This is a genomic window from Paenibacillus nuruki (assembly GCF_963311185.1).
In the GTDB taxonomy this organism is placed as follows: Bacteria; Bacillota; Bacilli; order Paenibacillales; family Paenibacillaceae; genus Saccharibacillus; species Saccharibacillus nuruki.
Map to the genome: position 1 here is coordinate 1,896,502 of NZ_OY725677.1, position 23,727 is coordinate 1,920,228.

Below are 23,727 nucleotides of genomic sequence, written 5' to 3' on the forward strand. Positions count from 1 at the left end.
CGAAAGTTTACTATCATTTACAAGGAGGATTATTATGACAAATCAATCTCCATTCCGAGTCCGTTCAACCTTTATGCGTAAAACAGGTACAGTCGCATTATCGTTGGTATTAGGTACCACCCTACTTGCTGGCTGTTCGGGCGGTAAAGCCGAAGAAGCCGCTAACTCCAACTCGGCTGCCAATGTAAGTAAAGAAGGCTTTCCGATTGTTAAAGAGCCGATCACATTGTCGATGATGGGACCTGATGTTGGGCTACAGAACTGGAAAGACATGCCTGCTTTTAAAGAAATGGAAAAGTTAACGAATGTTTCATTTACCTTTGAGAATCCACCACTGGATAGCTTTGAAACGAAAAAGAATTTGGTCTTTGCGAGTGGCGAATATCCCGATATCTTCTATGCTTCTTCTCTAACACAAGCTGATGAAGTCAATTACGGAAATCAAGGGATTCTTGTACCTCTAGAAGGTCTAATCGATAATTATGCACCGAATCTCAAAAAGATTATGGATGAAGACCCTTCTATTCGTAAATCAATCACTACACCGGATGGTCATATCTACTCTTTACCGGTTATCAATCAACAAAGTATCTGGTATCGTAGCCCGATGTGGTATAACGGTGACTTCTTAGAAGCATTGAAAGTAAAAGATTTACCAACTACTACAGAAGGACTGTATGACTTACTGGTTCGTTTCCGTGATGAAGATCCGAATGGAAATGGCAAAAAAGACGAAATTCCATTATCTTCTGTTAAATTAGACGATATTCGTTCATGGTTATTAGGCGCATGGGGCATCTATGGTGAAGATATCTACAATGATGCCGATGGCAAAGTCCATTTTGCTCGTACCGAAGACGGCTATCGTGAATTCTTAACGTATATGAATCGTCTCTGGAGTGAAAATCTGCTAGATCACGAAGCATTCTCACAAACACCGGATCAGAAAAAAGCCAAAGGGGCTAACAATCAACTGGGTCTGTTCCAAGATTGGCATGCGTATTTCACCCATGGCGGTAAGCCAACGACCAAAGACCCGATGTTCGTTCCTGTGAAAAGTGATGCAGTAGACAAACCAGCCGTTGCTATTCATCCCGGTTTATCGACAGGTTCCTTTGCGATTACAGAAAGCAATCCTTCCCCTGAAGCATCAATGCGTTGGGTAGATTATATGTACAGCTATGAAGGCGCTATGCTGTTTGATAAAGGGCCAGAAGGTCTTATGTACGAGACTGTTAATGAAAAAGACCATACGAAGAAATGGAAAGAGCTACCAAGTCAGTACAACAGCCGTGAAGATTACCGTGGCACATTAACACCAAACTATGGTACACCTGCTCCTACTCTACTAAGCCCTGATTTGCAAAAAGGGTTAAAAGAAGATTTTGATACATGGGTAGATAAACAAAATGATGAGAAAATTCTGGCTTATGATCCACAGCCACCATTTCCTATTCTGTATCTAACACAAGAAGAACAAGCTGAAATTTCTAGTCTACGTGCAGATATGGATACGTATATTGAGCAAATGGAAGCCAAATTTGTCACTGGTCAAGAGCCATTAACAAGTTGGGATACGTATCTAGCCACCATCAAGCAAATGGGTGGAGATCGAGTTGTAGAGATTTATCAGGGAGCTTATGATCGCTGGAAATCAAGCTAACTTAGCCGTTCCTCTCTCATACTTTAATGTACAACAATAAACACACCAAAAGACCTCTTTCGCATAACATAGCGATTGAGGTCTTTTTTTCAAAAAAATACGCACTATGCTTATACTTTAACCGGTACTATTATTGATCGGTAGATTCTGGTTTTCATTCTGTACACTTTGCTTACGGTATTGTCCGGGTGTACAGCCTGTTTCTTTTTTAAATTTACGAATAAAATTAGCTGTATCTAGATAACCGACACGTAAAATAATATCTTTGAGCGGATCATTGGTATCGTTCATCTGCCGGATCACTTCATCCATACGTAACTGCCAGACATATTGAGAAAAGGTATAGCTCGTCTTTTCTTTGAACGTACGACTAAGATAGGAGCTAGAAATAGAAAACTGTTGAGCCACTCCTTCTAGACTAAGAGCATAATCGCAATATTGCTCTTTGACATAAGCGATCACTTGATCCATCAGCGATAATTGTTTGGTTTCTTCTTTGTGCTCTGCACATGTACAAATTCGTGCAATCAGAAGATGTAACTGTTCTTCTAACTCTTCTGTCCTTTCAAAAGAAGCCAACTTCGGCATATCGCGTATACTTCGGATTAATCCCACTTCTGAAGCCGCTTTGAGTACTGTATTTAATAAATCAAATAAAACGCAACGCATCAAGGAAAGAGGTAAAGCTTGAGAGCGCACATTCGCTACAATCGTCTGCACCATATGCGAAGCCACCATAATATTACCTTGCTTCAAACTTTGAGATAATTTCAACAACGACTCATTAGTGATCCAATAATGCTCACCTGAAGGACGATCCGCTTCACTATTCAATTGATCAAAATAGGTGACACTGTGCTGTGTATCCGTCAAACGATATTCCATCGCTGTAGCCGCTTCGATAAACGATTGATTCAACTCATCTAAGCGCTCATAACTGGTTCCTACCCCTACTGTAGGTAACGTATAATAATGTTCAAATACAATCTCTCTAATCGCTTCTACAATCTGCTTCATCTGTTGCTGACGTTCAACCTCGCCGATATGATTCCAGCAGACAGCCAAAGCTAACCGATTTCCAGAAGAATACTCGATTCCGTAAATATGCGCCTCTAGATGAGGAAGGTCAATTTCAGCTAAAATATCCGGTAAAAATAAATAAGGATCTAGTAATTTGTCCAATCGCTGTGTTTCTATCACATCAAGATCCGTGTCCTGAAGCTTAGGAGTGTACCTTCTTTCTGACAACATATCACTGGCGACAATCATTACAAAGTATTGCTGATGATCTGCTTCTAATCCCAGACTATCAATTAAACGGATCGTTTCTGGGTCTTCTGGCTTGCCATGCTTCATTAAGAGTAACAAACATTGATGACGGACATATGGTTCTTGCATATCCATCTGATGACGATAATCATGAAGCGTATTTTTGATCCATGTCCATTCATTCGAAGTAGAATTGGATATCGAAGGAATAGTGGCATGATTGGTTTTCTCTTTGGCAAATTCGACCAGATCACGTAATGGATGATACTGTCTACGTGCAAGCAGTACAGCAATCGGAATCCCTGCTATAGCAATCAAGGCAAATACCAGCACAATTAAAGTCTGAATATGAAAAATCCGACTAAAAAATTGATCACTTGGCATCGTAGTCACATATGTCCATCCATTTTGCGCTGACGTAACGGCTACTACAGATTGCGGTTTGCCGTTAAGCATCATACTGTGAATCCCTTCTCCCAATCCTGAAAGCGTATTCAATTCTTCATTCTGCACAGGTTGATCATGATTGTTGACCGTAAGTACCTGCCCTTTATGATCGAAAATATAACTATTCCCTTTAAAATCATTCAAAATCGAATCCATCATACCTGTTAACTTGGATTCTTCAATTAAATAGACTACAGAAGCATACGGATACGCATCCGTCGGCTTGATCGGAACAATATGTAACAGCATCGATCGCTGGCGAGAATGAGTACCCAATTGCTCGGTTAAACGGGTCATTGGATAATTGATTTTGTTCAGATCGTGATTGATCTGCGATTCTGTCCAATTGTTAAATTGATACGTTCGACCAAACACCACATTTACATTACTCAATCCTTGTGAAGAATAGATGACAGTATCATCATGAAAATAAAGAAACAGCTCATCCACAATCGAACTATTTGCCCGATATTGAGCCAGCGTATTAATCGATTCACGGCTGTAATAAGGATGCTTAACCATGTAAGCCGTTAGGTTGTTGTCATAGCTAATTCGAGCAGCAATATCACTTAACTCTTTCATCCGTCCATCAATCGTCATACGCACCTGACTTAATTGATTAACATTGGATTGTTCTATTTCTGTACGCAGACTTTTGACTGCACTTTGATAGACTAGCACCGTAATCAAAATCAGAGGAATCAGAAAAATAAGCAAATAAGACAACATGTAACTACGTAACAACCTTGAACTTGTACGCTTTGGATTCATCTGTTCCCTCCTCATATCAAACGCAATTACGTCATGATTATTGGATCATCTATATCACTTTTACATGTATTCAACAAATGTTCACCTTTCAATTGTAACTTATTTTGCTGGGCTGAAAAGGTATTTTTGTGATTTGACTACAAATTTAGTTCTTTTTGATCATAAATAAATGCTAAACAATGCTCTTAAGATTACATGACATTTACAATAATAGTTATGTTTATACGTATCTTAAATTTTCTCTGTTCCTTTTTATCCATTTTCTGTTATACTGTTGGTGAAATCCCGAATAGAAAGGATGATTCATAATGATGACTATTGAACGTACACCCCATCACACGCCGTATATGACCTATTTCCAATCGGGAGAAATGCGCGGATAACGTAAACAAGCTCCCGATACTACAAAGGAGCTAATTCAATTGAATATTAATGATTATGGATATAACGATGATTTCGCTACATCATTTGCCCAACAGGAAACGTCTGAACGTTTGATTCCTGCACGAATTAGTGCTGTGTTCAAACATGTATACCGGGTGGTATCAGAAGACGGAGAACAACTTGCTAAGCTCAAAACGTCTTCGTTTCGTGATGCTACTCGTGTAGATCGCCCTTCAATCGGCGATTTCGTCGCTCTTGAAAGCCATCCTGGTGACACTTCGCTTATACATGGAGTATTAATGCGAAAAACCATTATTTTGCGTGATGACCCTGATGTGGGTGAACAAGTGGTTGCAGCTAATTTTGATTACTGCTTATTGGTATGTTCAGCGAATGATGATTTTAACCTCAATCGGATCGAACGCTACTTAACGATTGCATGGAATAGCGGAGCACAACCTATTATTGTCGTCACCAAAAGCGATCTAACCGATCAATTGCATGATTATCTCGACCAATTAGAAGTTGCTAGCTTCGGTGTTCCTGTGTATCCAGTGGATAGCATTCATGGCGAAGGACTGAATGAACTGCAAGCACACTTTTCTGCTGGTGATACACTAGTATTACTCGGTTCTTCGGGAGTCGGCAAATCTTCACTAGTGAATGCACTGGCTGGCGAATACAAAATGAAAACAAATGAAATTCGTGAAGACGATGCCAAAGGTAAACACACCACTACCCATCGTGAATTACATTTGCTTCATAATGGCATCATCGTTATCGATACACCGGGAATGCGTAGCCTTGGTATCGGACAAGCTTCGACTGGACTGGAAGAAACGTTCCAAGACATCGAATCCTTAGCCGAACAATGTCGCTTCTACGACTGCGCTCATACCTATGAACAACCGGACTGCGCTGTCCAACAAGCATTAACAGAAGGCACCCTTCCACAAAAACATTACAACAACTGGCTCAAACTCAAAAAAGAACTAGCTTACAACGAACGTAAAAATAACGTTACTCAATTACTCCAAGAAAAACAAAAATGGAAAACAATCATCAAAGCCCATCGTGACAATCCCAAAAAACGAACCAAACGTTAATATCGTTTGTCACCTCATCGATCTCGATGATCCAATCAATATAACCAAACAATTTTCACATGCTAAAATCACGCACCATCCATCACATCTATACAATATTCCACCCAAGCTGTCTGTCTCAACAGACAGCTTTTTTCAGTATATTTTTATCATCTTTCCCCTCCTAAAACACGCAAACACCCTCATCTTTTCCTTTACTACCTCCCCCTCCTCCCTGACTTTAATTCCTCCCACAATCCACCGTCAGAGCGAAGCCAATAGAATCGTTCTGAAAGAGCGAAGCGCTCGCCTTTGCAATGAAATCCCCACCGCAAAGCGGTATATTCAAGGGATTCCATTGCAACAGCGACGACAAGAATGATTCTATTAGCGCAGCGCTCCCCACCCCCACCAGAATTAAAATCCCCTTTTTATACATTTTCATTGACTAACCCCTAAGAGAAGCGTAAAATTTATGATTGCGATTATATTGTACGTTAGTGCCAAATTAAAATTTTTATATATAGGGTGATGAATATGTCTACGAGTCCATACCGGATTTTATTATTTTATAAATTTGTCAAAATTGATGATCATGAAGCACTTGCCGCAGAACATTTGAAATATTGCAAAAACCTAGGAATCAAAGGAAGAATTCTAATCGCACCAGAAGGTATTAACGGTACATTGTCAGGTGATTTTGAACAAACAGAGCAATACATGAAAGACTTGCTTGAAGATCCACGTTTTGCTGATACGGTATTCAAAATTGATGAAGCTGAAGAACATGCTTTCAAAAAAATGTTTGTGCGTCCAAAAGATGAATTGGTGACTTTCCGTTTTGAAGAAGAATGGGATGCAAGTGAATTTACAGGTACACACCTTTCACCTAAAGAATTCTATGAACAACTTCAACAAGAAGATGTTATTGTTCTAGACGGTCGTAACGATTATGAATACGATATTGGTCACTTCCGTGGAGCGATTCGTCCAAATGTGGAATCTTCTCGTGAATTTCCTGAGTGGATTAGAGAAAACATGAGCGAGTTCAAAGACAAAAAGATTTTGACGTATTGCACGGGTGGCGTACGTTGTGAGAAATTGACTGGCTTTCTAATGAAAGAAGGCTTCAATGATGTAGCTCAATTAGAAGGCGGAATTGTAACCTACAGTAAAGACCCTGAAGTACAAGGACGATTATTCGATGGAAAATGTTATGTGTTCGATGAGCGCATTTCGATTCCGATTAATCATACAGACGAAGATGTTATTATCGGTAAATGTTATCACTGTGCAGCACCAACAGATGATTATATTAACTGTCCTACTTGTAATTTACAGCATGTTGTATGTGAATCTTGTAAAGAAGAACACGAACACTTCTGTTCCGATGCTTGCCGTGAGCAAGTCGCAGTTCCTGCTTCTAACTAATTGATTGCATCACAAAAAGCCATTGATCTTTATACGATCAGTGGCTTTTTGCTGTATCTTATTGTATTACACCAGATGACAAGCTACCCAATGCTCTCCACCCATATTCCGAAAAACAGGGACTTCTTCAACACATCTTTGTTCTGCAAAAGGACACCGTGTATGGAATTTACAGCCTGAAGGTGGATTGGCAGGGCTTGGAATATCGCCTTTCAACACGATCCGTTCACGTTTTAACTTGGGAATCGGGATCGGTACAGCAGATAATAATGCTTTGGTATACGGATGTAACGGGTGACGAAACAATTCGTCTCTTGAAGCTGTCTCCACCATTGAACCTAGATACATCACACCGATTCGTGAACACAGATGCTCAACTACACTAAGATCATGAGAAATAAATAGATAGGTTAGCCCTTTACTTTCCTGCAAATGACTGAACAGATTAATAATCTGTGCTTGGATGGATACATCTAGAGCAGACACAGGTTCATCTGCAATAATCAATTCAGGATTAAGCACCAGTGCACGTGCTATTCCGATCCGCTGACGTTGTCCTCCTGAAAATTCATGTGGAAACCGATCAATATGATATGAAGACAGTCCACATGAAGCTAACACTTCTTTGACGATATCACGAATCTCTGAAGCAGGCGCCAGTCCATGATCGAGCACAGCTTCACCGATGGCTTCTCCAATACGTACACGAGGATTCAGCGAACTATATGGATCTTGGAAAATCAATTGCATTTTCGGACGTAACTGACGTAATTGCTCGGGTGGTAAAGTGTAGATATCGGTTCCTTTAAATCGTACTTCACCTGCGGTTTTGTCGGTTAAACGAATCGCTGTACGGCCTACTGTACTTTTGCCACTACCCGATTCTCCAACCAGACCAAAGGTTTCGCCCGGTTGAATCGTAATACTGATATCATCGACTGCTTTGACTTGTCCAACGGTACGGCTAAGTAGACCTGCTTTGATAGGAAAATACTTTTTAAGATTTTGGATATCTAGTAAGGCTTCAGACATGAACCGCTGCCTCCTTTTCGTATAACCAGCAAGCGGTTTTTTGACCATTTTCTACATCGTGTAATGGTGGCTCTTGTGTACGACAGATATCCATACAATGCTCACACCGTTCGTGAAAATAACAGGACTCCTGCAATTCAAGCGGATTGGGTACATATCCCGGAATCGAATACAGTTCTTTTTGCCGCTGGTTGATAATAGGCTTAGAACGTAACAATCCTTGCGTATACGGATGACGAGGATTCGCGAATAGCTCGACCACTTCGCCTTCTTCTACAATTTTGCCTGAATACATAACCACAACATAATCTGCCATTTCAGCGACTACACCTAGATCATGCGTAATCAATAGTATCGACATATCGGATTGACTGCGGAACTCACGCAACATGTCCAAAATCTGTGCTTGAATCGTGACATCCAGCGCGGTTGTCGGTTCGTCTGCAATCAACAATTTGGGATCACAAGAGATGGCTATGGCGATCATAATCCGTTGTAACATCCCTCCGCTTAATTCGTGTGGATACGACTTAGCAATCTGTTCAGGACGTGAAATCCCTACTTGAGTAATAAGCTCTAATACTCGCTTCTGAGCTTGTTTTTTATTCATTTTTTTGTGAATTATTAAGGGCTCACTCATTTGTTCACCGATCGTAATCACTGGATTAAGTGAAGACATCGGCTCTTGGAAAATCATAGCGATATCATTACCACGAATACTTCGTAGATTATTTTTACTCAAGCTCAATAAATTTTGCCCGTCAAAGTCTATTATACCGTCTGCAATCCGTCCGGTAGGCGCTTCGATCAATCCCATCACTGATAAAGCAGTAATACTTTTACCACAACCGGATTCACCTACAATACAGACAATCTCACCCGGGCGAACATGCAGACTGATATCATCGACAGCTTTGACAGTCCCTTCATCAGTGTCAAAATAGGTGCTTAAATGCTGAATATGCAATAAAGAATGAGTACTCATGTTGATTCACCTACCTTTTTTGTTTCGGATCAAGTACATCTCGCAATCCATCTCCAAAAATATTAATAGCAATGACTGTTGCAAAAATAGAAAATCCCGGCGGAACCCATAACCACGGACGTTCTTGAAAATCAATCATATTATTTGCCGCATCAATCATATTGCCCCATGTCGGTGTTGGTGGCATAACACCAAGCCCGAAGAAGCTCAATACGGATTCACTTAGAATTGCGCCTCCGATATTTAGCGTAGCAATCACAATTAACAACGGTACCAAATTAGGTAATAAATGATTGATCAGCTTACGACGATCACGCAAGCCCAGTACAATCGTCGCTTGCATAAATTCCCGCTCACGTAGTGATAATAATTGTCCTCTAACCATTCGTGCCAGTGAAGGCCACCCCACCAGACTCAAGATCAGCATGACAATATACATGCGGTAATCTGTAGGCACTTTCCATTCTGATAATAAGGCTCCGAAAATAAACAATAGCGGTAAACTTGGAATCGTGAGCAATAGATCAGCAATACGCATAATCACTTGATCGACAATGCCACGGTAATACCCTGCTATCGCCCCTAATAAAGTTCCGATAAATACAGACAAAACCATTGATGCAATCCCTACCGTTAGTGAAATTCGACCAGCTTGCATCACACGGGTAAGTACATCCCGACCTAATTTGTCTGTGCCTAGCCAGTGATGAATATTAGGCGATTTGTTCATCATCGTCATATTCACTTTATTGTCTGTATACGGTGAAAATAGAGGGCCGACAAAACAAAGTAAAAACATAAATACAACGACTGCAAATCCACCTACAGCCAATTTGTTTTTTAATAATTTACGAATCGATTGTCTCCATAAAGACGATTTGACCACTTGAGGTCTATTTGTAGCTACATTCGTCACTTCAGCCTGTATAGATGGCATATGATCCTCCTTATTCCGCTAGATTTTCACACGCGGATCAGCGACATGGTACAAAATATCAGATAATAACGTACCGATGACGGTTAGTACAGCAATAAACATTGTGAAGCCCATCAATAATGGATAATCTCGTACTGTAAATGATTGCATATATAGCTGACCGATACCCGGCCAGTTAAAAATCCGTTCAATAATTAATGAACCACCAAATAGGGCAGGTAATTCAAATCCAACCAGTGTAATCGCAGGTAGTAGCGCATTACGTAAAGCATGTGTAAATAACACTTTGCGTTCGCTTAAGCCTTTGGCACGGGCGGTACGAATATAATCTTGCTGAATCACATCAATCATATTACTGCGGAAGTAACGGGTTAATGATCCTACTCCTAATAATGTCATGACAATCACAGGTAACGTCATATGATGGATAACTTCTTTGAGATAAGCAACTCCTGTTGCATTGCTACCTGTCGTTAACATCCCTCCAGGCGGCAACCATTTAAAGTCTACCGCCAGTATTTTGATCAGAAATAGTCCAATAAAAAAGGAAGGAATCGACATCGCTGCAAAGATACCCACCATGACGAATGTATCAAACCATGAATATTGCTTATAAGCGGCAATCACACCGATAATCACAGCAATAAGCCATGTTAAAAACGTAGAGACAATCGCTAGCAAAAATGAATTCCATACATACTGATTGAACAACGTTAACACGGGTTGCTGCTTATCCAGCGAATATCCAAAGTTTCCATGAAACGCATTATTCATCCAGATCACATAACGTTCTAATAGCGGTTTATTTAATCCGTACAATTCGCGCAATTCTGCTTTGCGTTCAGGACTTAATTTGATATTACCTGTTATAAAATCACCCGGCGTCAGCGCATACAGGCAAAAGATTAATAGCGATGCTGCTAGTAAAATAAACAGGGTATACCCGAGACGCTTCATTAAATAGCTACTCATATGCTCAACTCCTAGTTACGGTTTACTTCAAAGTCCATTGTGGAACACTCGATGCAATACCGTTAAATGGACTGACGGTTAAGTCTTGAATACGTCCGTTGTAGGCATAGACTACTTTTTTGTAATTGGTAAAAATAACAGGTAGATCGTCATTTAACAATCTGAAAATATCGCCGTAGATTTTTTTACGTTGTTCAATATCATTTGTCGCTAATGCTTCGTTATACAATTTCACAAATTCAGGATTATCATACCCTTTAATTTCTCCATCTAGAAATTGCACTAATCCATCCGAAGGATCAGTCAACATCGGGGTAGAGAATGAAGCTAGATCGTAATCTCCACCTTCTACTTTAGAAGCAAGCGAGTTAAAATCTGCAAATACTTCCGGTTGGAAATCAACACCGATCGCTTTAAAGTTTTCGGTAGCTACAGCGATAAAAATATCGGTTTGTGGGCTTTTGGAACCCAAATAATGAAGTGTCAGTTTTTGACCGTCTTTTTCACGAATACCATCTGCTCCAGCTACCCAACCTGCTTCATCCAGTAATTGATTCGCTTTTTCAGCGCTATAGGCATACGGATTAATACCTTCTGTGGTGTATGCCCATGAGATCGGAGCCGCAGGGATATTGGCAATCTCACCTGCACCTTGATTAGCATCCACATAGATACTTTGACGATCCAGACCGTATGCAATCGCTTGACGTACTTTTTTGTCTTTCAATGCTTCATGTTCTAGATTAGCTTGTAAAAAACTATACGTACTCGGTGTGTACGGCAAGATATCGACAAAGCCTAAGCTTTTCAACTTATCAATATTTTCCTGTGTAGCACTAAAGGAAGCAAAATCAATCTCTCCTGTCTCCACATACTGCCATGTATCCCCTTCAGATGTTTTGTAGATAAAGTTTTTTGTTTTGGGAGCGCCTTTGAAATAATTCTCATTGGCAGTGAAACGTACTTCTTGTCCGGGAATAAATTTGGTCAATACATAAGGCCCATTTCCAAGCGGAGTCTGGTGTAACTTTTTGATATATTCCAATTCACCGAACTTGTAGTCTTTACCATAATAGGCTTTGGACAATACATCGCTACCTAGTGTTAACAATGCGGTTGCATTAGGCTTAGCAATCGTTACAGAAATGGTCTGTGGATCAATCACTTTAATCCCTGATACAGTAGATGCTTTACCTGCTTTGTACTCTGCTCCGCCTACGATTCCTAGAGTAGGAATAAGTGAATCATTGTCATACGATTTGTCATGCAGAATTGTCCATGTGAATGCTACATCATCTGCGGTTAAAGGTGAGCCATCGCTGAACTTCAAATCTTTATGTAAATGAAATGTATATGTACGTTGATCTTTAGACAAATCCCAACTTTCAGCAAGATTCGGAGCTGGCAATCCTTTGTCATCTGTAGTGACCAATGGGGCATACAAGAGCGAAGATACATTACCATCGTATCCACTTTGATGGAAATAAGGAGTAAACGCTCCTGCTGGATCGGTTAACGCCATAATAATCGTATCTGTGCGTTGTTGTGCAGTAGCAGGTAATTGGGTAAGATCAGGTGCTTTGAACAAACTGGTTAAAGCAGGTGACTGCTGGGCTTGAGCAGTTCCTTTTTCGGCGGAAGAACTGCTATTATCAGCTCCTCCATTAGAGCATGCTGTAAATAACAACGAAGCCATCAGCACACCAGATAGTAAAGTTACACTTTTTTTCATCATACATTCCCCTAATATTTATTATTCCGACCTGTTAACTATGCTATTAGTCGGTAAAGCTATTATAGGAATCTAAATCGGTTCTGTAAAGAGAGAACTTAAAATCATTTCCTAAAAAAGTTAATATTTAGAATTTAGCTGATCCTATATGCACAGGATAAAATTTATGATCATATGCCATAGCAAAAAGACCGTTTCTTTTTCGAAACGATCGGTATTTTTTAACTATTTTTATAATTTGGATTTATTGGCTATCATTGTGCTCTATAAAATTCATTAACATATAGGGCAGATCTTGAATCGCCTGTGTTCGCAAACTGTATACGGTTAACGTTTCTCCTTGAATATGAGCATGAAGCAAGCCTGCACTACGTAACTTGGTAACGTGATCATGAGTAATTCCTTTGGATAGACCCAAATAACGTACAATTTCGATAAAACTACGTGGCCCTGCATACAGATATTTTAATATTTTCAAACGACTCTGTTCAGCCAGTGCTCGGAGCACACGATATTCATAAGGCGGTAATTCAGAAGAATCGCCCAAATGCAAGCTAGCAGGATAATGACAGATCATAAATGAATTGTACGCATAAATAATATTAAGTGGCTTAAAGTGATAATGGGGTACAAGAATCAGACGTTTACATTCCCCTTGAGGCTCAAAAACAATCCCATGGGTCACTTCGTCTACAAAAATAGAAAGATCATTACTTTGCTTAAGCATATCCTGTCTATCTTGAGACTCTTTCTGTAGTCCCTGTACAATCTGCGGATCAATCTGTGAAAAGTAATATTGATTCCATTGTTGGAACAAAATTAATATCCGACTTCGTAAACGAGCGATACTAACAGTCGGCAAAGACGTGTGTTGAGCAATCAGTTGTTCTAACTGTTCGATGCTCATCTGTTCGATCCATTGTACAAATTGTTCAGGAGTCTCTTCAGGGCAACAATAGACGAGCAAAACGATTAATCTCCATTCAGCATCTATCCCTGTTTGCGCTAATCGCTCTGCAAATTTAGTAGGTAATTGCTCTTCTATCGATTTGGCCCAAGAAGGGTCAAGGTCGATCTTTTTATAAGACGGACGACATATATACGTATGCAAGCTATTAAGACATTCATATAACGGATTAAATTGAAGTTCAATCGTATAGGGTATTGGCTTAGGAACAGCTATCTGATCACTCAATAGAAGCACAACCTTTCTTGGGCGTATTTTATCGTATAGAAGACAACTTTGGCAATCGACTCTCCTTATTTATTTGCATATGACGTTGGAAAGCACAACAAAAAGCTGTTTCTTTGATAATAATAGCCTTTGTTCATGACTACTTTTTACCAGAAGAAACAGCTTAAAGTTTATACCGGATTGAAATGAAGTTTAAGATGTGGATAGACTACTTTGTTGTTCGACTTGAGCCAATGCATTACGCGCTGTATTCGCCAAAAATGTAGCTGTTCCACTTAATGCACGTTCATCTACATCAAACGACGGATGATGCCACTCCTGCGGACCTGACGTACCGACAAAGATAAATACCCCGGGTACTTCTTTTTGATAAAATGAAAAGTCTTCACTTGCAGGTGATACCGCAGGTTCGACAACTTGTAGCTGACTTTGCTCGGCGGCTAACTTGGCTACACCTGTCCATTGTCCATCATTCAAAACAGGCGGTGGCCCCGCTAACCATTTGACTGTGGCAGAGGTACCAAAAGCAGTTCCTACCCCTTCTACTACTTGTTCAAATCGGGACAATACATGCTCACGGACTTGTTCATCAAAGGTACGAATCGTTCCTTGCAAGACCGCTAGATCAGGAATCACATTCCACACATGTCCGCTATTCAACTGAGTCACACTGATTACAGCTCCTTGCTGAGAACCTACATTACGGCTGACGATCGATTGCAGAGCAGTCACAATATGTGCAGAGACAACAATAGGATCAATCCCGGCCTCTGGTACAGCTGCATGTGTACCTACCCCTGTCACTTCTACAATAAATCCATCTGCTGCTGCCATCAATGCCCCTTCTCGAATACCTACTGTACCTACAGGTAAATCCGGCTTATTATGCAATCCAAAGATCGCTTGTACGCCTTCAAGGGCGCCACTTGCAATCACTTGCTGTGCTCCTTTGGCTTTTTCTTCAGCAGGTTGAAAGATCAGTCGCACTCTTCCCTGAAGATGATGCTCTTGTTCTTTGAGAAGATAAGCTGCCCCTAATAACGAAGCTGTATGAAAATCATGACCACATGCATGCATTTTACCAGCTATTTCTGAAGCAAAAGGAAGTCCTGTCTCCTCTTGAACAGGTAATGCATCAATATCAGCACGCAAAGCAACTAATGATTCTCCTGTACCAATCTCTGCAATAACACCTGTAGCCAAATCAGGAAAATTAAGAATCCGAATATCAGCCGCTTCTAACCATTCACGAATATCAGCTGTCGTCTGTACTTCTTCACCTGATAATTCAGGATGACGATGAATATGTCTTCGAATATCGATCAGTTGCTGTTGAAGCCCTTCAGTCAACGGCATACGTATTTACACCTCCAATGAAGCTTCTACCTCTGCATGTACAAAGGCTTGTTGTAATAACTCAAATGAACGTACACGCTTATTAAAATTCTGAATCACTGTATGCACTACTAATTCTTGTATACCATATTGATGTCGAATCGCTGCTAATTGTTGATATACAGACGTTGGTGAACCTTTCACCACTTTAGCTTCTTTCACTTCGATCCGATATTTTTCCGCAGATTGTCGACCGAATTCCTCAGCTTGTTCGACTGTACCTACTGTAAGTACTTTACCACTTTCCAAATGAATTTTAACGGATAGATTTTCGCCAGCTAATTGGGATGCTTCTTCTTCCGTCTCTGCCACGATTACAGATAACGCTAGAATCACATGTGGCTTCGGATATTCGATAGAAGGAACAAATTGCTCACGATACGCCTTCACAGCGGTCAAAGCCACTTCTTCATCCCCATTAATAAATTGAGAAAATACATAAGGTAGTCCTAATTTGGCGGCTACTTCTGCGCTATTGGTACTCGCTCCAAGCACGAATAGATCGGCAGGTTGTGCAGGATTCGGGCTAACCTGTATGCCAGCTAGTGCATGATCATCAGCGATTCGATTGTAGATGTAATTGCGAGTTTCTGTAATTTTATCGGTTAAGCTCAACGTACTTGAACCATTCTCCCCTTGTAAAGCACGTGTTGATCTCGGTAACCCGCCGGGTGCACGTCCTATCCCCAATTCCACTCTACCCGGTGCAAGGGTTGATAACACATTGAAATTCTCCGCGACTTTATACGGGCTGTAATGCTGTAACATTACTCCACCTGAACCAATCGTAATCTTTTTGGTTTTGGCAAGCAAATAGGAGATCAAAACTTCAGGTGAAGAACCAGACACATTGGCAGAATCGTGATGTTCAGATACCCAGAACCGCTGATACCCTAGTTCTTCTGCAATCTGAGCCAACTCTATTGTATGTCGAAAAGCATCTTCAGCCGTCTCTCCTGCAAATCGTGGACTTTGATCCAAAATACCTATCGGAATACTCATATTCTGTTCCTCCCTGAATCGATCTATGTGTACTATTTTGTGATTGCAACGGTCTTGATTAACTAATCTATTCTGCTCTTTTCTAAATTGAATACGTGGCTTGTGGTGTTATACGACTTAGGAATTGACGGGTACGCTCTTCTTTGGGACGCTGGAAAATCTCTTCAGGCGTTCCTTCTTCAACCACTAACCCACCATCCATAAACACCACATGGTTAGCAACATCTCTTGCAAAATCCATTTCATGGGTCACAACGATCATAGTGATGCCTTCTTTCGCTATTTTGCGAATAACACTCAGTACTTCACCGACCAGTTCAGGATCAAGCGCTGAAGTAGGCTCATCGAACAAGATCACTTCTGGATTCAAAGCTAAAGCACGTGCAATGCCTACACGTTGTTGCTGACCCCCGGATAGCTGTACAGGATAATGATCTAATTTGTTGCCAAGCCCTACTTTTTCCAGTACTTGTATGCTGATTGCACGTGCTTTGTCTTTTGGCATTTTACGAACAATCGTTAATCCTTCCATAACATTTTCAAGTGCTGTTTTGTGCTTAAATAGATTATATTGTTGAAAAACCATTGCTGTTTGCTGACGCAACGCATGGATTTCTTTTTTGGTTGGATGCTTGGTATCCACTTTGAGGTCGCCGATTGTAATCTGCCCTGCATCTGGCTTTTCCAAATAATTGATGCAACGTAGTAATGTCGTTTTACCGGAACCACTCGGCCCCAAAATAACAACGACTTCTCCTTTTTTAACTTGTAAATCAATACTTTGTAACACTTCCTGTTTACCAAATGATTTGGATATCTGCTCCAGTTGAATCATATTACATGACACCTCCACGATGATAAGCGTTGAGACGTTTTTCTAACCAACCACTGCCTCGTTCGATCAATAAAGTTAATCCCCAAAATAAAACAGCTGCTGCAATATACGCTTCAAAGTATTTCCAGTTATTCGCTGCAACCACCAACGCTTGTGCATTAATTTCGACCACAGAGATTGTATACGCCAGTGTGGAACCATGTAACATCCCAATCACTGAATTAGACAAATTCGGTAGGCTGACGGCTAACGCTTGCGGTAACACGATTCGGCGCAAAGCTTGCGGTGTCGTCATTCCAATCGAATGAGCCGCTTCGATCTGTCCTCGATCCACAGCAACAATGCCTGCTCTCACCACTTCAGACATATACGCTCCTGCGGTTATTGAAAAAGCGATAAACACAAATCCAATCAATGGAATCGATGCCGAAGTAAATGACCATTCCCACTTAGCCGCTAGACTATCGATCAGAATCGGTAAGCCAAAATAAATGATCAACAAATGCATCAACATCGGTGTACCGCGTATAAAAGTCACGTAGGCGGTAGAAAGCTGAGATAATCCAGGTATTCGATAAATACGACATAATGCCACCACCGTTCCTATGAATAGACCACAGATGACAGAAACAAACGTAATCATCAGTGTGGTCGGTAATGCTTTGAATAGACTTAGAAATGCTGTCCACATAAATGACGGATCAAGTGTCATCCACTTCGACCTCCTTTGCTAAGTGCAGATACAGGACGTGTCAGCCATTTGCGACGGATTACAGCAGAAGTCTGTTTTGCGCCTGCTTCATGACGATGTAGACGACGTTCTAAGCAGAGGAATCCTTGTTCCAAGATCATACTGATCACAAAGTAGATTAAAGATAATGCGATATACGTCTCTACAAAATGTTGTGTGGCTGTTCCTAGTGTCTGCGATCTGCCTGTCATCTCCATAACGCCTAACGTAAAAGCAAGTGAAGTGTCTTTCAGATTACCAATCACTAGATTACCGAATAACGGAATACTAATTGCTAATGCTTGAGGTAAAATAATACGTGTAAATGTCTGGTATCCGCTCATGCCTATTGATTGGGCGGCTTCAATCTGTCCTCGATCGACTGCACTGACAGAAGCTCTGATCATTTCGGAAACAAAAGCTCCGCTGTTCAGTGCATATGCTAAAATCACAAAATACAATACAGCTACTCTCGAAATATCAATATTGATCCATTGCAGAATCGTGGGTAGTCCATAATAAATCAGAAATAATTGGATCAGAATCGGGGTGCCGCGAAAAAAAGAAACATAGACTTGAGACACACGCTTGAGCACCGGTACATTGTATAACCGGGGTAAAGCAACCAACATTCCAATAATAAGACCTAGTAGAATCGAGCTGCCTACAATGAGCAGTGTAATGTTGAGGTAAGCCAATAACTTGGGAATAAAATCAAATACATACGTCATATCGAATCTTCTGCTCATGTATGATTTGCTCCTTTCTACTAGCTATTCATCGTTTATTTTGCAACTTTAGCTTCTTCAAGTGTTTGGGTGAAGTCATCGCCTAACCATTGCTCGCTTAATTTTTTTAATGTTCCATCTGCTTTAATTTCAGTGATCGCTTTATCAATCTCGTCAGAAAGAGGTTGTTCATCTTTGCGGAAAACAAAAAATACATTGGATTGATTTAACGGTTCGCCTACTGTTTTGAGTGCCACATTTCCATCAGCATCGGTATTAAAACGATTGGCAAAATCAGTCGTAATCGTTGCATCGACACGTCCCGATACAATTTGCTGTACCGTATCGTTTGCCGCACCACTCGTATAAACAACATCTATACCGTTGTTATGTGTCTTGTTGTATTCATTAAGTAGGTAAGCTGCATTACTTGTAGCCCCTGTGAGCACTTTTTTACCCACCAGATCATCCAATCCTTTAATCGTATTATTGTCTTTAGCCACAGTTACACGGTTAAGGAAAATGCTATATGGTACTTTGTTAAATAGATATTTTTGTTCACGTTCAGGATTAGTCTCCATCTGGTGAGCGACAAAATCAATTTTGTTCGTTTCTAAGCTTAATAACAGATTTGAGAATTCCATCGTTTTAAATTCAAATTCTACATCGGGCAAGCGCTTGTCGATCTCACGTACCAATTCAACGTCATAACCAGTCAATTTTCCATTTTCATCAATAAAGCAGACATTGGGGAATCCTGTACCTGTACCGACGATGATCTTCTTCACACCGCCTGTAGAAGCTGTTGCGTTATTACTATCTGATGCAGAAGATGTTCCCCCTGCGGAACCTCCACTGGATTCACTAACGGATGCGCATCCTGATAGCACCAGCATCAATATAGCTACCCATAATGTTAGTACAGTTACTCCTGTTTTTCTTCTCATATTTCTCTTCCCCCTAATTCATATCAACTTAATCGGATTTAGCATGTGATAAATCTATCATCGTCCTCCCGTAGCGTCAATGACTTGAACAATAGGAAAGTTCTATCGGTGTATTGAACAAATCAATAGGTGGAGGGGGGGGAAATTGTAGAGGTAAAGTGGTGCAATAGAGTTACAGACGCTATGAGGGTAGATTCTTCTTGTCGTCGCTGGTAAAAGAATATCCCTTGAATTTACCGCTTTGCGGTGGGGATATTCTTTTAAAGGCGAACTAAGCATATGCTTACGAAGTAGCTTTCTAAAGAAGGCTTGTAGCTCTTTCAGAATGAATCTTCCCTCTTCGCTTGTGCTTGGTGGGATGATGGTGACATATGAAATGCTAACTTGGGAGATGCATTTTTCCCCTTGTGGGGAGGGTAGCAGTAAGAATAAGGATGATGTTAGTTTAAAAGATTGGGCTTACGGTTAGAGATATAATTTGGTGGGATCAATGAGTGCTTATTAGCTTGTTTTATTTTTGAATTGGATGTTGGTTTCGATACATTAATCTTGAATGATTAGGCGAGTACTGGTTTAGATAGAGTGTTTATAGAATAGAGCTTATTGTTTGAGAGTAATGATTAGTATAATAGTTTTGAAAATGGGATATTCTTTTTATTATCTTTTTTCTTTTCTATTTACCTTTGTTCCTTTTCTATAAATGAGCGTATACTTGAGTGATTTTTGGTTTAATCTTTGTATTGATTTCTTCTATAGGTTACTGATTCGCTATGAAATATGGGCTTGAATTGGTGTGGTTTGTGATTACTTTTGGTGTACTGTATTTGTTATTGATTTTCAGAAAGATGGCTTTTGGCTTTTATCTCTTCTTCTACTTTATTTGTTAGATAGTTGAGTGAAGCAGAGAATGGTCAGGTTGTTGGCTACGGAAGTAGTCGTTTTCGTGTAGTAATTCGGCTAGTGTTGTGGCGAATGTAGATGGTTGTTCTTTTAGTGTGATTAGGCTGGTTTGTAGAGAGATACCTGTTACTTCTGGAATATAGATTGGTACTAGATCGCCACGCATCACTTCTTCGTGAACACTCAGTCCGGGTAAGAAGGCTATGCCTGCTTTTTGGAGTACTAATTTTTTGGCGGTTTCTGAATGATCGACGTGAAAAGCGATATCCGGTGGGAATTCAAGTGTTTCAAATACACGATGAATTCGAAGCCAGTCTAATGATCCACATTCGAAGAAAATCAAAGGTTGTTCTTGTAATGATGCTATAGTAGCACGTCCTTTTTGCACAAAAGGATGATCTTTATAGACGTATAATGAAATCGGATCTTCATAAAAAGAAACGGTGCGAATCGCAGGATGCATGACTTTGCGTACAAATCCGATATCGATTTCTTTGTTCATTAATTTATGCAGTAGTTGATCGGTTGTCGAGGTGATCAACTTGAAATTGGTTTGTGGATATTTTTGTTTGAGTTTGGGAAGCAGTTCAGGGATGACGTAATTAGAGACTGCTACTGTACAACCAATCGTCAGCTCCTGTGGTGTTGCTTTGGCTGTCTGGATACGTTGTTTGCCTTTTTGGATCACTTGCAATACTTGTTGGGCATAAGGTAGAAATCTTCTGCCTTCTTCTGTCAGCAGAATCTGTCTACCCAGACGTTCGAATAATTTGCAGCCAAGTTCTCTTTCTAATGTCTGGATACGTGCGGATACAGACGGTTGAGAAAGGAATAATACTTCTGCTGCTTTGTTAAAACTTCCATAATGGTTGATATAGACAAATGCCTCTATATTTTCAATATTCATCATTCCATCCCCTTTCTTACTTTTCCCATTAACTAACTTGGTTTTATGTATCATATTCCCTGTTTTGACACTTGTCAACGGGATAGCAAGCGATTTGAAATAACCCGCAACCCCTTATGACCACTGGGATCAGGAGTAACGGGCACTTCTTGGACTTATAATCATTTTGGGAAAATCGTTGACCTTTTTATTTCAGTTCATCTATTAATCAAAATACGATTTAGACATTAACCGTTTTCGTCTGATATCGATTCTGTGGAATAGGCACGCCTAGATTTTCACGCAAGGTCTCATATTCATACTCTTGACGATAAATACCTTTGGCTTGCAGAATCGGCACAACCAAATCTACAAAATCATGTAGACCACTTGGCAAATCGGAGTGAATAATAAATCCATCTGATCCTTTGCGTTCAAACCATTCTTCGATCTGATTAGCCACTTGTTCCGGTGTACCGATAAAGTTCCCACGCGGTGTCGCTGCTTGTAATGCTACTTCACGTAAAGTCAGCCCACGCTCACGTGCATCTTTTTTAATCTTGTCTGTTCCACTGCGGAAGCTATTACTACCAATATCATTTAACTCTGGAAAAGGTTCATCTAACGGATATTGAGAAAAGTCATGATGGTCAAAAAAGCGTCCTAGAAAATCAAGAGCTTTATCAATCGTTACCAGATCGGCGATCTCCCGATATTTCTGCTCTGCTTCTGCTTCCGTTCTGCCAATAATCGGTGAGATACCTGGCAAAATCAGCAACTCCTCTTCATTTCGCCCATATTGAATAGCACGCTTTTTCACATCTTCATAGAATGCTTGTGCATCCGCTAGTGTCTCCTGACCGGTAAAGATCGCATCTGCTGATTGTGCAGCTAAATTTTTGCCATCTTCCGAAGAACCTGCTTGGAAAATAACAGGTTGTCCTTGACGAGATCGTCCGATATTAAGCGGCCCTTGTACTGAAAAATATTCACCTTGATGATTAAGAGTATGTAGCTTCTCAGGATCGAAAAACACACCAGACTCTTTATCCCGTACAAAAGCATCTTCTTCCCATGAATCCCATAGTCCTTTGGTCACTTCCAGATATTCTGCCGCAATCTTGTATCGTTCTGGATGAGAAGGATGATCGCCACGACTATAATTGCGTGCTGATCCTTCTAGTGGCGATGTCACTACATTCCAGCCAGCACGTCCCCCACTAATATGATCAATTGAAGACAATTGACGGGCTACCGTAAAAGGCTCGCTATAACTGGTCGAGATCGTTCCCACTAATCCAATATGGGAAGTAACCGCCGCCAAAGCAGATAATATCGTTACCGGTTCAAAGCGATTCAAGAAATGAGGCAATGACTTTTCATTAATAAACAATCCATCTGCAATAAAGACCAGATCGAACTTTCCTTCTTCTGCTTTGAGCGTCTGCCGTTTGTAAAAGTCAAAGCTTACACTCGCATCGCTCTGTACCTCTGGATGACGCCATGTAGACATACTGCCACCAATCCCGTGTACAATCGCTCCAAATTTCAGTTGTCGCTTATTTTCACTCATTCTTGTTCGCCCCTTTTACTCTATTATTTTAAAATCATAACCAGATGGATCATCCATACTCAGCTTGAATCTATTTCGTATATCTATTAAAGTCTGATCGTTAAGCAATCTCTACGGAAGAATGGGCTGCTTCTGCTTCTTCTGCTAACAAACGAGCCAGCCCTTCTAGATCTGTTTCTAAAAAAGCTGTATAGGTTCCATTGCGACCGACCTCAACCACAGGCACATGACGAATACCATATTTAGCTTCTAATATATCCCGTAGATCATCGTTGTCAGCTACATCGAGATTGATATAATGATGATGATTTAGTTCCAAATAATTTTTGATCTCACCACAGAAATGACACCCTGTTTTACTCCACAAAATAATATGTTGACCTAGATTCGCGGTTGTTTCAATCGTTAATGACATATCTGTATCCTCCTCTAATATAGGTTGTACATAAAATAAGCATGAACTTGAATCACATTTCATACCTTATAATTCCGACCCATTAAGTCGGTTAAGATGATATAAAGTCTAGCACCCTCTAGTCTATAGCGTCAATTGGTTACTATATCAATACATTCTATACATATATCCAAAATTTCTATCACTCTACTCTATTGTTGAATATCGACGGTTTCACCTCCACCTAGCGATTGATTTTTCACTTTTCAAAACCCATCCTGGTGATGAAGAAAAAAGGGTTGTGTTACGATATAGTTGAATATACTGCATAGGCATAATAACTGTTAGCAAGATCGTGTTATATTTAAATCTAACTCGTTTCAATAGAAATGATAAAATAAAGATACGTATTAGATTTGAAAGGAAGTATCCTG

20 protein-coding genes are annotated in these 23,727 nt (G+C 40.3%); 3 read left to right on the plus strand and 17 right to left on the minus strand.

Features of this window, described 5'->3' with window-relative positions; all coding sequences use genetic code 11:
* Positions 1-34 precede the first annotated feature (34 nt).
* Entirely contained in the window at positions 35-1,663 is a 1,629-nt protein-coding gene (locus tag RCP16_RS08250; protein ID WP_241669398.1) for a type 2 periplasmic-binding domain-containing protein, read from the plus strand.
* A 117-nt stretch (positions 1,664-1,780) separates the two neighbouring features.
* On the opposite strand, the gene RCP16_RS08255 is transcribed toward RCP16_RS08250, so the two are convergent.
* Positions 1,781-4,150, minus strand: coding sequence for an AraC family transcriptional regulator (locus tag RCP16_RS08255; protein ID WP_308642142.1), 2,370 nt, complete (start codon positions 4,148-4,150; stop codon positions 1,781-1,783).
* 422 nt (positions 4,151-4,572) lie between these two features.
* Here RCP16_RS08255 and rsgA point away from each other — a divergent pair, with 422 nt between their 5' ends.
* Positions 4,573-5,640 (plus strand): ribosome small subunit-dependent GTPase A, encoded by a 1,068-nt coding sequence (gene rsgA, locus RCP16_RS08260; RefSeq protein WP_308642143.1) that lies wholly within the window; start codon positions 4,573-4,575, stop codon positions 5,638-5,640.
* A gap of 220 nt (positions 5,641-5,860) precedes the next feature.
* Here the strand turns inward: rsgA and RCP16_RS08265 are convergent, their stop codons facing one another.
* A complete protein-coding gene (locus RCP16_RS08265; protein WP_308642144.1) occupies positions 5,861-6,064 on the minus strand; it encodes a hypothetical protein in 204 nt (67 codons plus the stop codon).
* A 92-nt stretch (positions 6,065-6,156) separates the two neighbouring features.
* Between RCP16_RS08265 and trhO the strand changes: the two genes are divergently transcribed.
* Positions 6,157-7,050 (plus strand): oxygen-dependent tRNA uridine(34) hydroxylase TrhO, encoded by an 894-nt coding sequence (trhO, locus tag RCP16_RS08270; protein WP_175425189.1) that lies wholly within the window; start codon positions 6,157-6,159, stop codon positions 7,048-7,050.
* Between the two features lie 66 nt (positions 7,051-7,116).
* Here the strand turns inward: trhO and RCP16_RS08275 are convergent, their stop codons facing one another.
* The 15 genes from RCP16_RS08275 to RCP16_RS08345 form a co-directional block, all read right to left on the minus strand.
* Positions 7,117-8,082 (minus strand): ABC transporter ATP-binding protein, encoded by a 966-nt coding sequence (locus RCP16_RS08275; protein WP_308642145.1) that lies wholly within the window; start codon positions 8,080-8,082, stop codon positions 7,117-7,119.
* Positions 8,075-9,067 carry an ABC transporter ATP-binding protein gene (locus RCP16_RS08280; RefSeq protein ID WP_308642146.1) on the minus strand — a complete coding sequence of 331 codons (993 nt, stop codon included), beginning with the start codon at positions 9,065-9,067 and terminating at the stop codon, positions 8,075-8,077. The genes RCP16_RS08275 and RCP16_RS08280 overlap by 8 nt, the downstream gene beginning before the upstream one ends.
* A 10-nt stretch (positions 9,068-9,077) precedes the next feature.
* Positions 9,078-10,004, minus strand: coding sequence for an oligopeptide ABC transporter permease (gene opp4C / locus RCP16_RS08285; RefSeq protein ID WP_308642147.1), 927 nt, complete (start codon positions 10,002-10,004; stop codon positions 9,078-9,080).
* An 18-nt stretch (positions 10,005-10,022) separates the two neighbouring features.
* A complete protein-coding gene (locus RCP16_RS08290; protein WP_137224172.1) occupies positions 10,023-10,976 on the minus strand; it encodes an ABC transporter permease in 954 nt (317 codons plus the stop codon).
* Positions 10,977-10,998: 22 nt separating this feature from the next.
* A complete protein-coding gene (locus tag RCP16_RS08295) occupies positions 10,999-12,708 on the minus strand; it encodes an ABC transporter substrate-binding protein (protein ID WP_308642148.1) in 1,710 nt (569 codons plus the stop codon).
* Between the two features lie 244 nt (positions 12,709-12,952).
* Positions 12,953-13,903, minus strand: coding sequence for an ArsR/SmtB family transcription factor (locus tag RCP16_RS08300; RefSeq protein ID WP_308642149.1), 951 nt, complete (start codon positions 13,901-13,903; stop codon positions 12,953-12,955).
* A 192-nt stretch (positions 13,904-14,095) separates the two neighbouring features.
* Positions 14,096-15,259, minus strand: coding sequence for an amidohydrolase (locus tag RCP16_RS08305; RefSeq protein WP_273593907.1), 1,164 nt, complete (start codon positions 15,257-15,259; stop codon positions 14,096-14,098).
* A gap of 6 nt (positions 15,260-15,265) precedes the next feature.
* The gene (locus tag RCP16_RS08310; RefSeq protein ID WP_308642150.1) at positions 15,266-16,300 is read right to left on the minus strand and encodes an LLM class flavin-dependent oxidoreductase; all 1,035 of its coding nucleotides are present in this window, start codon (positions 16,298-16,300) and stop codon (positions 15,266-15,268) included.
* A gap of 82 nt (positions 16,301-16,382) precedes the next feature.
* Positions 16,383-17,135 (minus strand): amino acid ABC transporter ATP-binding protein, encoded by a 753-nt coding sequence (locus tag RCP16_RS08315; RefSeq protein ID WP_308642151.1) that lies wholly within the window; start codon positions 17,133-17,135, stop codon positions 16,383-16,385.
* 1 nt (position 17,136) lies between these two features.
* Positions 17,137-17,847, minus strand: coding sequence for an amino acid ABC transporter permease (locus RCP16_RS08320; RefSeq protein ID WP_069328240.1), 711 nt, complete (start codon positions 17,845-17,847; stop codon positions 17,137-17,139).
* A complete protein-coding gene (locus tag RCP16_RS08325; RefSeq protein ID WP_308642152.1) occupies positions 17,844-18,614 on the minus strand; it encodes an amino acid ABC transporter permease in 771 nt (256 codons plus the stop codon). The genes RCP16_RS08320 and RCP16_RS08325 overlap by 4 nt, the downstream gene beginning before the upstream one ends.
* 35 nt (positions 18,615-18,649) lie before the next feature.
* Positions 18,650-19,540 (minus strand): transporter substrate-binding domain-containing protein, encoded by an 891-nt coding sequence (locus RCP16_RS08330; protein WP_069328238.1) that lies wholly within the window; start codon positions 19,538-19,540, stop codon positions 18,650-18,652.
* An 883-nt stretch (positions 19,541-20,423) separates the two neighbouring features.
* The gene (locus tag RCP16_RS08335; RefSeq protein WP_069328237.1) at positions 20,424-21,347 is read right to left on the minus strand and encodes a LysR family transcriptional regulator; all 924 of its coding nucleotides are present in this window, start codon (positions 21,345-21,347) and stop codon (positions 20,424-20,426) included.
* Positions 21,348-21,567: 220 nt separating this feature from the next.
* On the minus strand, positions 21,568-22,899 hold the full coding sequence (locus RCP16_RS08340) for an LLM class flavin-dependent oxidoreductase (RefSeq protein ID WP_308642153.1): 1,332 nt from the start codon (positions 22,897-22,899) through the stop codon (positions 21,568-21,570).
* A gap of 100 nt (positions 22,900-22,999) precedes the next feature.
* Positions 23,000-23,314 (minus strand): glutaredoxin family protein, encoded by a 315-nt coding sequence (locus RCP16_RS08345; protein WP_308642154.1) that lies wholly within the window; start codon positions 23,312-23,314, stop codon positions 23,000-23,002.
* Positions 23,315-23,727 lie beyond the last annotated feature (413 nt).

Excerpts from the sequence above, each read along its gene's own strand:
- RCP16_RS08250 (WP_241669398.1), top strand. The coding sequence starts at position 35 with ATGACAAATCAATCTCCATTCCGAGTCCGTTCAACCTTTATGCGTAAA.
- RCP16_RS08255 (WP_308642142.1), bottom strand. The coding sequence starts at position 4,150 with ATGAATCCAAAGCGTACAAGTTCAAGGTTGTTACGTAGTTACATGTTG.
- RCP16_RS08345 (WP_308642154.1), bottom strand. The coding sequence starts at position 23,314 with ATGTCATTAACGATTGAAACAACCGCGAATCTAGGTCAACATATTATT.
- RCP16_RS08335 (WP_069328237.1), bottom strand. The coding sequence starts at position 21,347 with ATGAATATTGAAAATATAGAGGCATTTGTCTATATCAACCATTATGGA.
- RCP16_RS08320 (WP_069328240.1), bottom strand. The coding sequence starts at position 17,847 with ATGACACTTGATCCGTCATTTATGTGGACAGCATTTCTAAGTCTATTC.
- RCP16_RS08340 (WP_308642153.1), bottom strand. The coding sequence starts at position 22,899 with ATGAGTGAAAATAAGCGACAACTGAAATTTGGAGCGATTGTACACGGG.
- RCP16_RS08265 (WP_308642144.1), bottom strand. The coding sequence starts at position 6,064 with ATGAAAATGTATAAAAAGGGGATTTTAATTCTGGTGGGGGTGGGGAGC.
- RCP16_RS08295 (WP_308642148.1), bottom strand. The coding sequence starts at position 12,708 with ATGAAAAAAAGTGTAACTTTACTATCTGGTGTGCTGATGGCTTCGTTG.
- RCP16_RS08290 (WP_137224172.1), bottom strand. The coding sequence starts at position 10,976 with ATGAGTAGCTATTTAATGAAGCGTCTCGGGTATACCCTGTTTATTTTA.
- RCP16_RS08315 (WP_308642151.1), bottom strand. The coding sequence starts at position 17,135 with ATGATTCAACTGGAGCAGATATCCAAATCATTTGGTAAACAGGAAGTG.
- RCP16_RS08310 (WP_308642150.1), bottom strand. The coding sequence starts at position 16,300 with ATGAGTATTCCGATAGGTATTTTGGATCAAAGTCCACGATTTGCAGGA.
- RCP16_RS08305 (WP_273593907.1), bottom strand. The coding sequence starts at position 15,259 with ATGCCGTTGACTGAAGGGCTTCAACAGCAACTGATCGATATTCGAAGA.
- RCP16_RS08325 (WP_308642152.1), bottom strand. The coding sequence starts at position 18,614 with ATGAGCAGAAGATTCGATATGACGTATGTATTTGATTTTATTCCCAAG.
- trhO (WP_175425189.1), top strand. The coding sequence starts at position 6,157 with ATGTCTACGAGTCCATACCGGATTTTATTATTTTATAAATTTGTCAAA.
- opp4C (WP_308642147.1), bottom strand. The coding sequence starts at position 10,004 with ATGCCATCTATACAGGCTGAAGTGACGAATGTAGCTACAAATAGACCT.
- RCP16_RS08275 (WP_308642145.1), bottom strand. The coding sequence starts at position 8,082 with ATGTCTGAAGCCTTACTAGATATCCAAAATCTTAAAAAGTATTTTCCT.
- RCP16_RS08280 (WP_308642146.1), bottom strand. The coding sequence starts at position 9,067 with ATGAGTACTCATTCTTTATTGCATATTCAGCATTTAAGCACCTATTTT.
- RCP16_RS08330 (WP_069328238.1), bottom strand. The coding sequence starts at position 19,540 with ATGAGAAGAAAAACAGGAGTAACTGTACTAACATTATGGGTAGCTATA.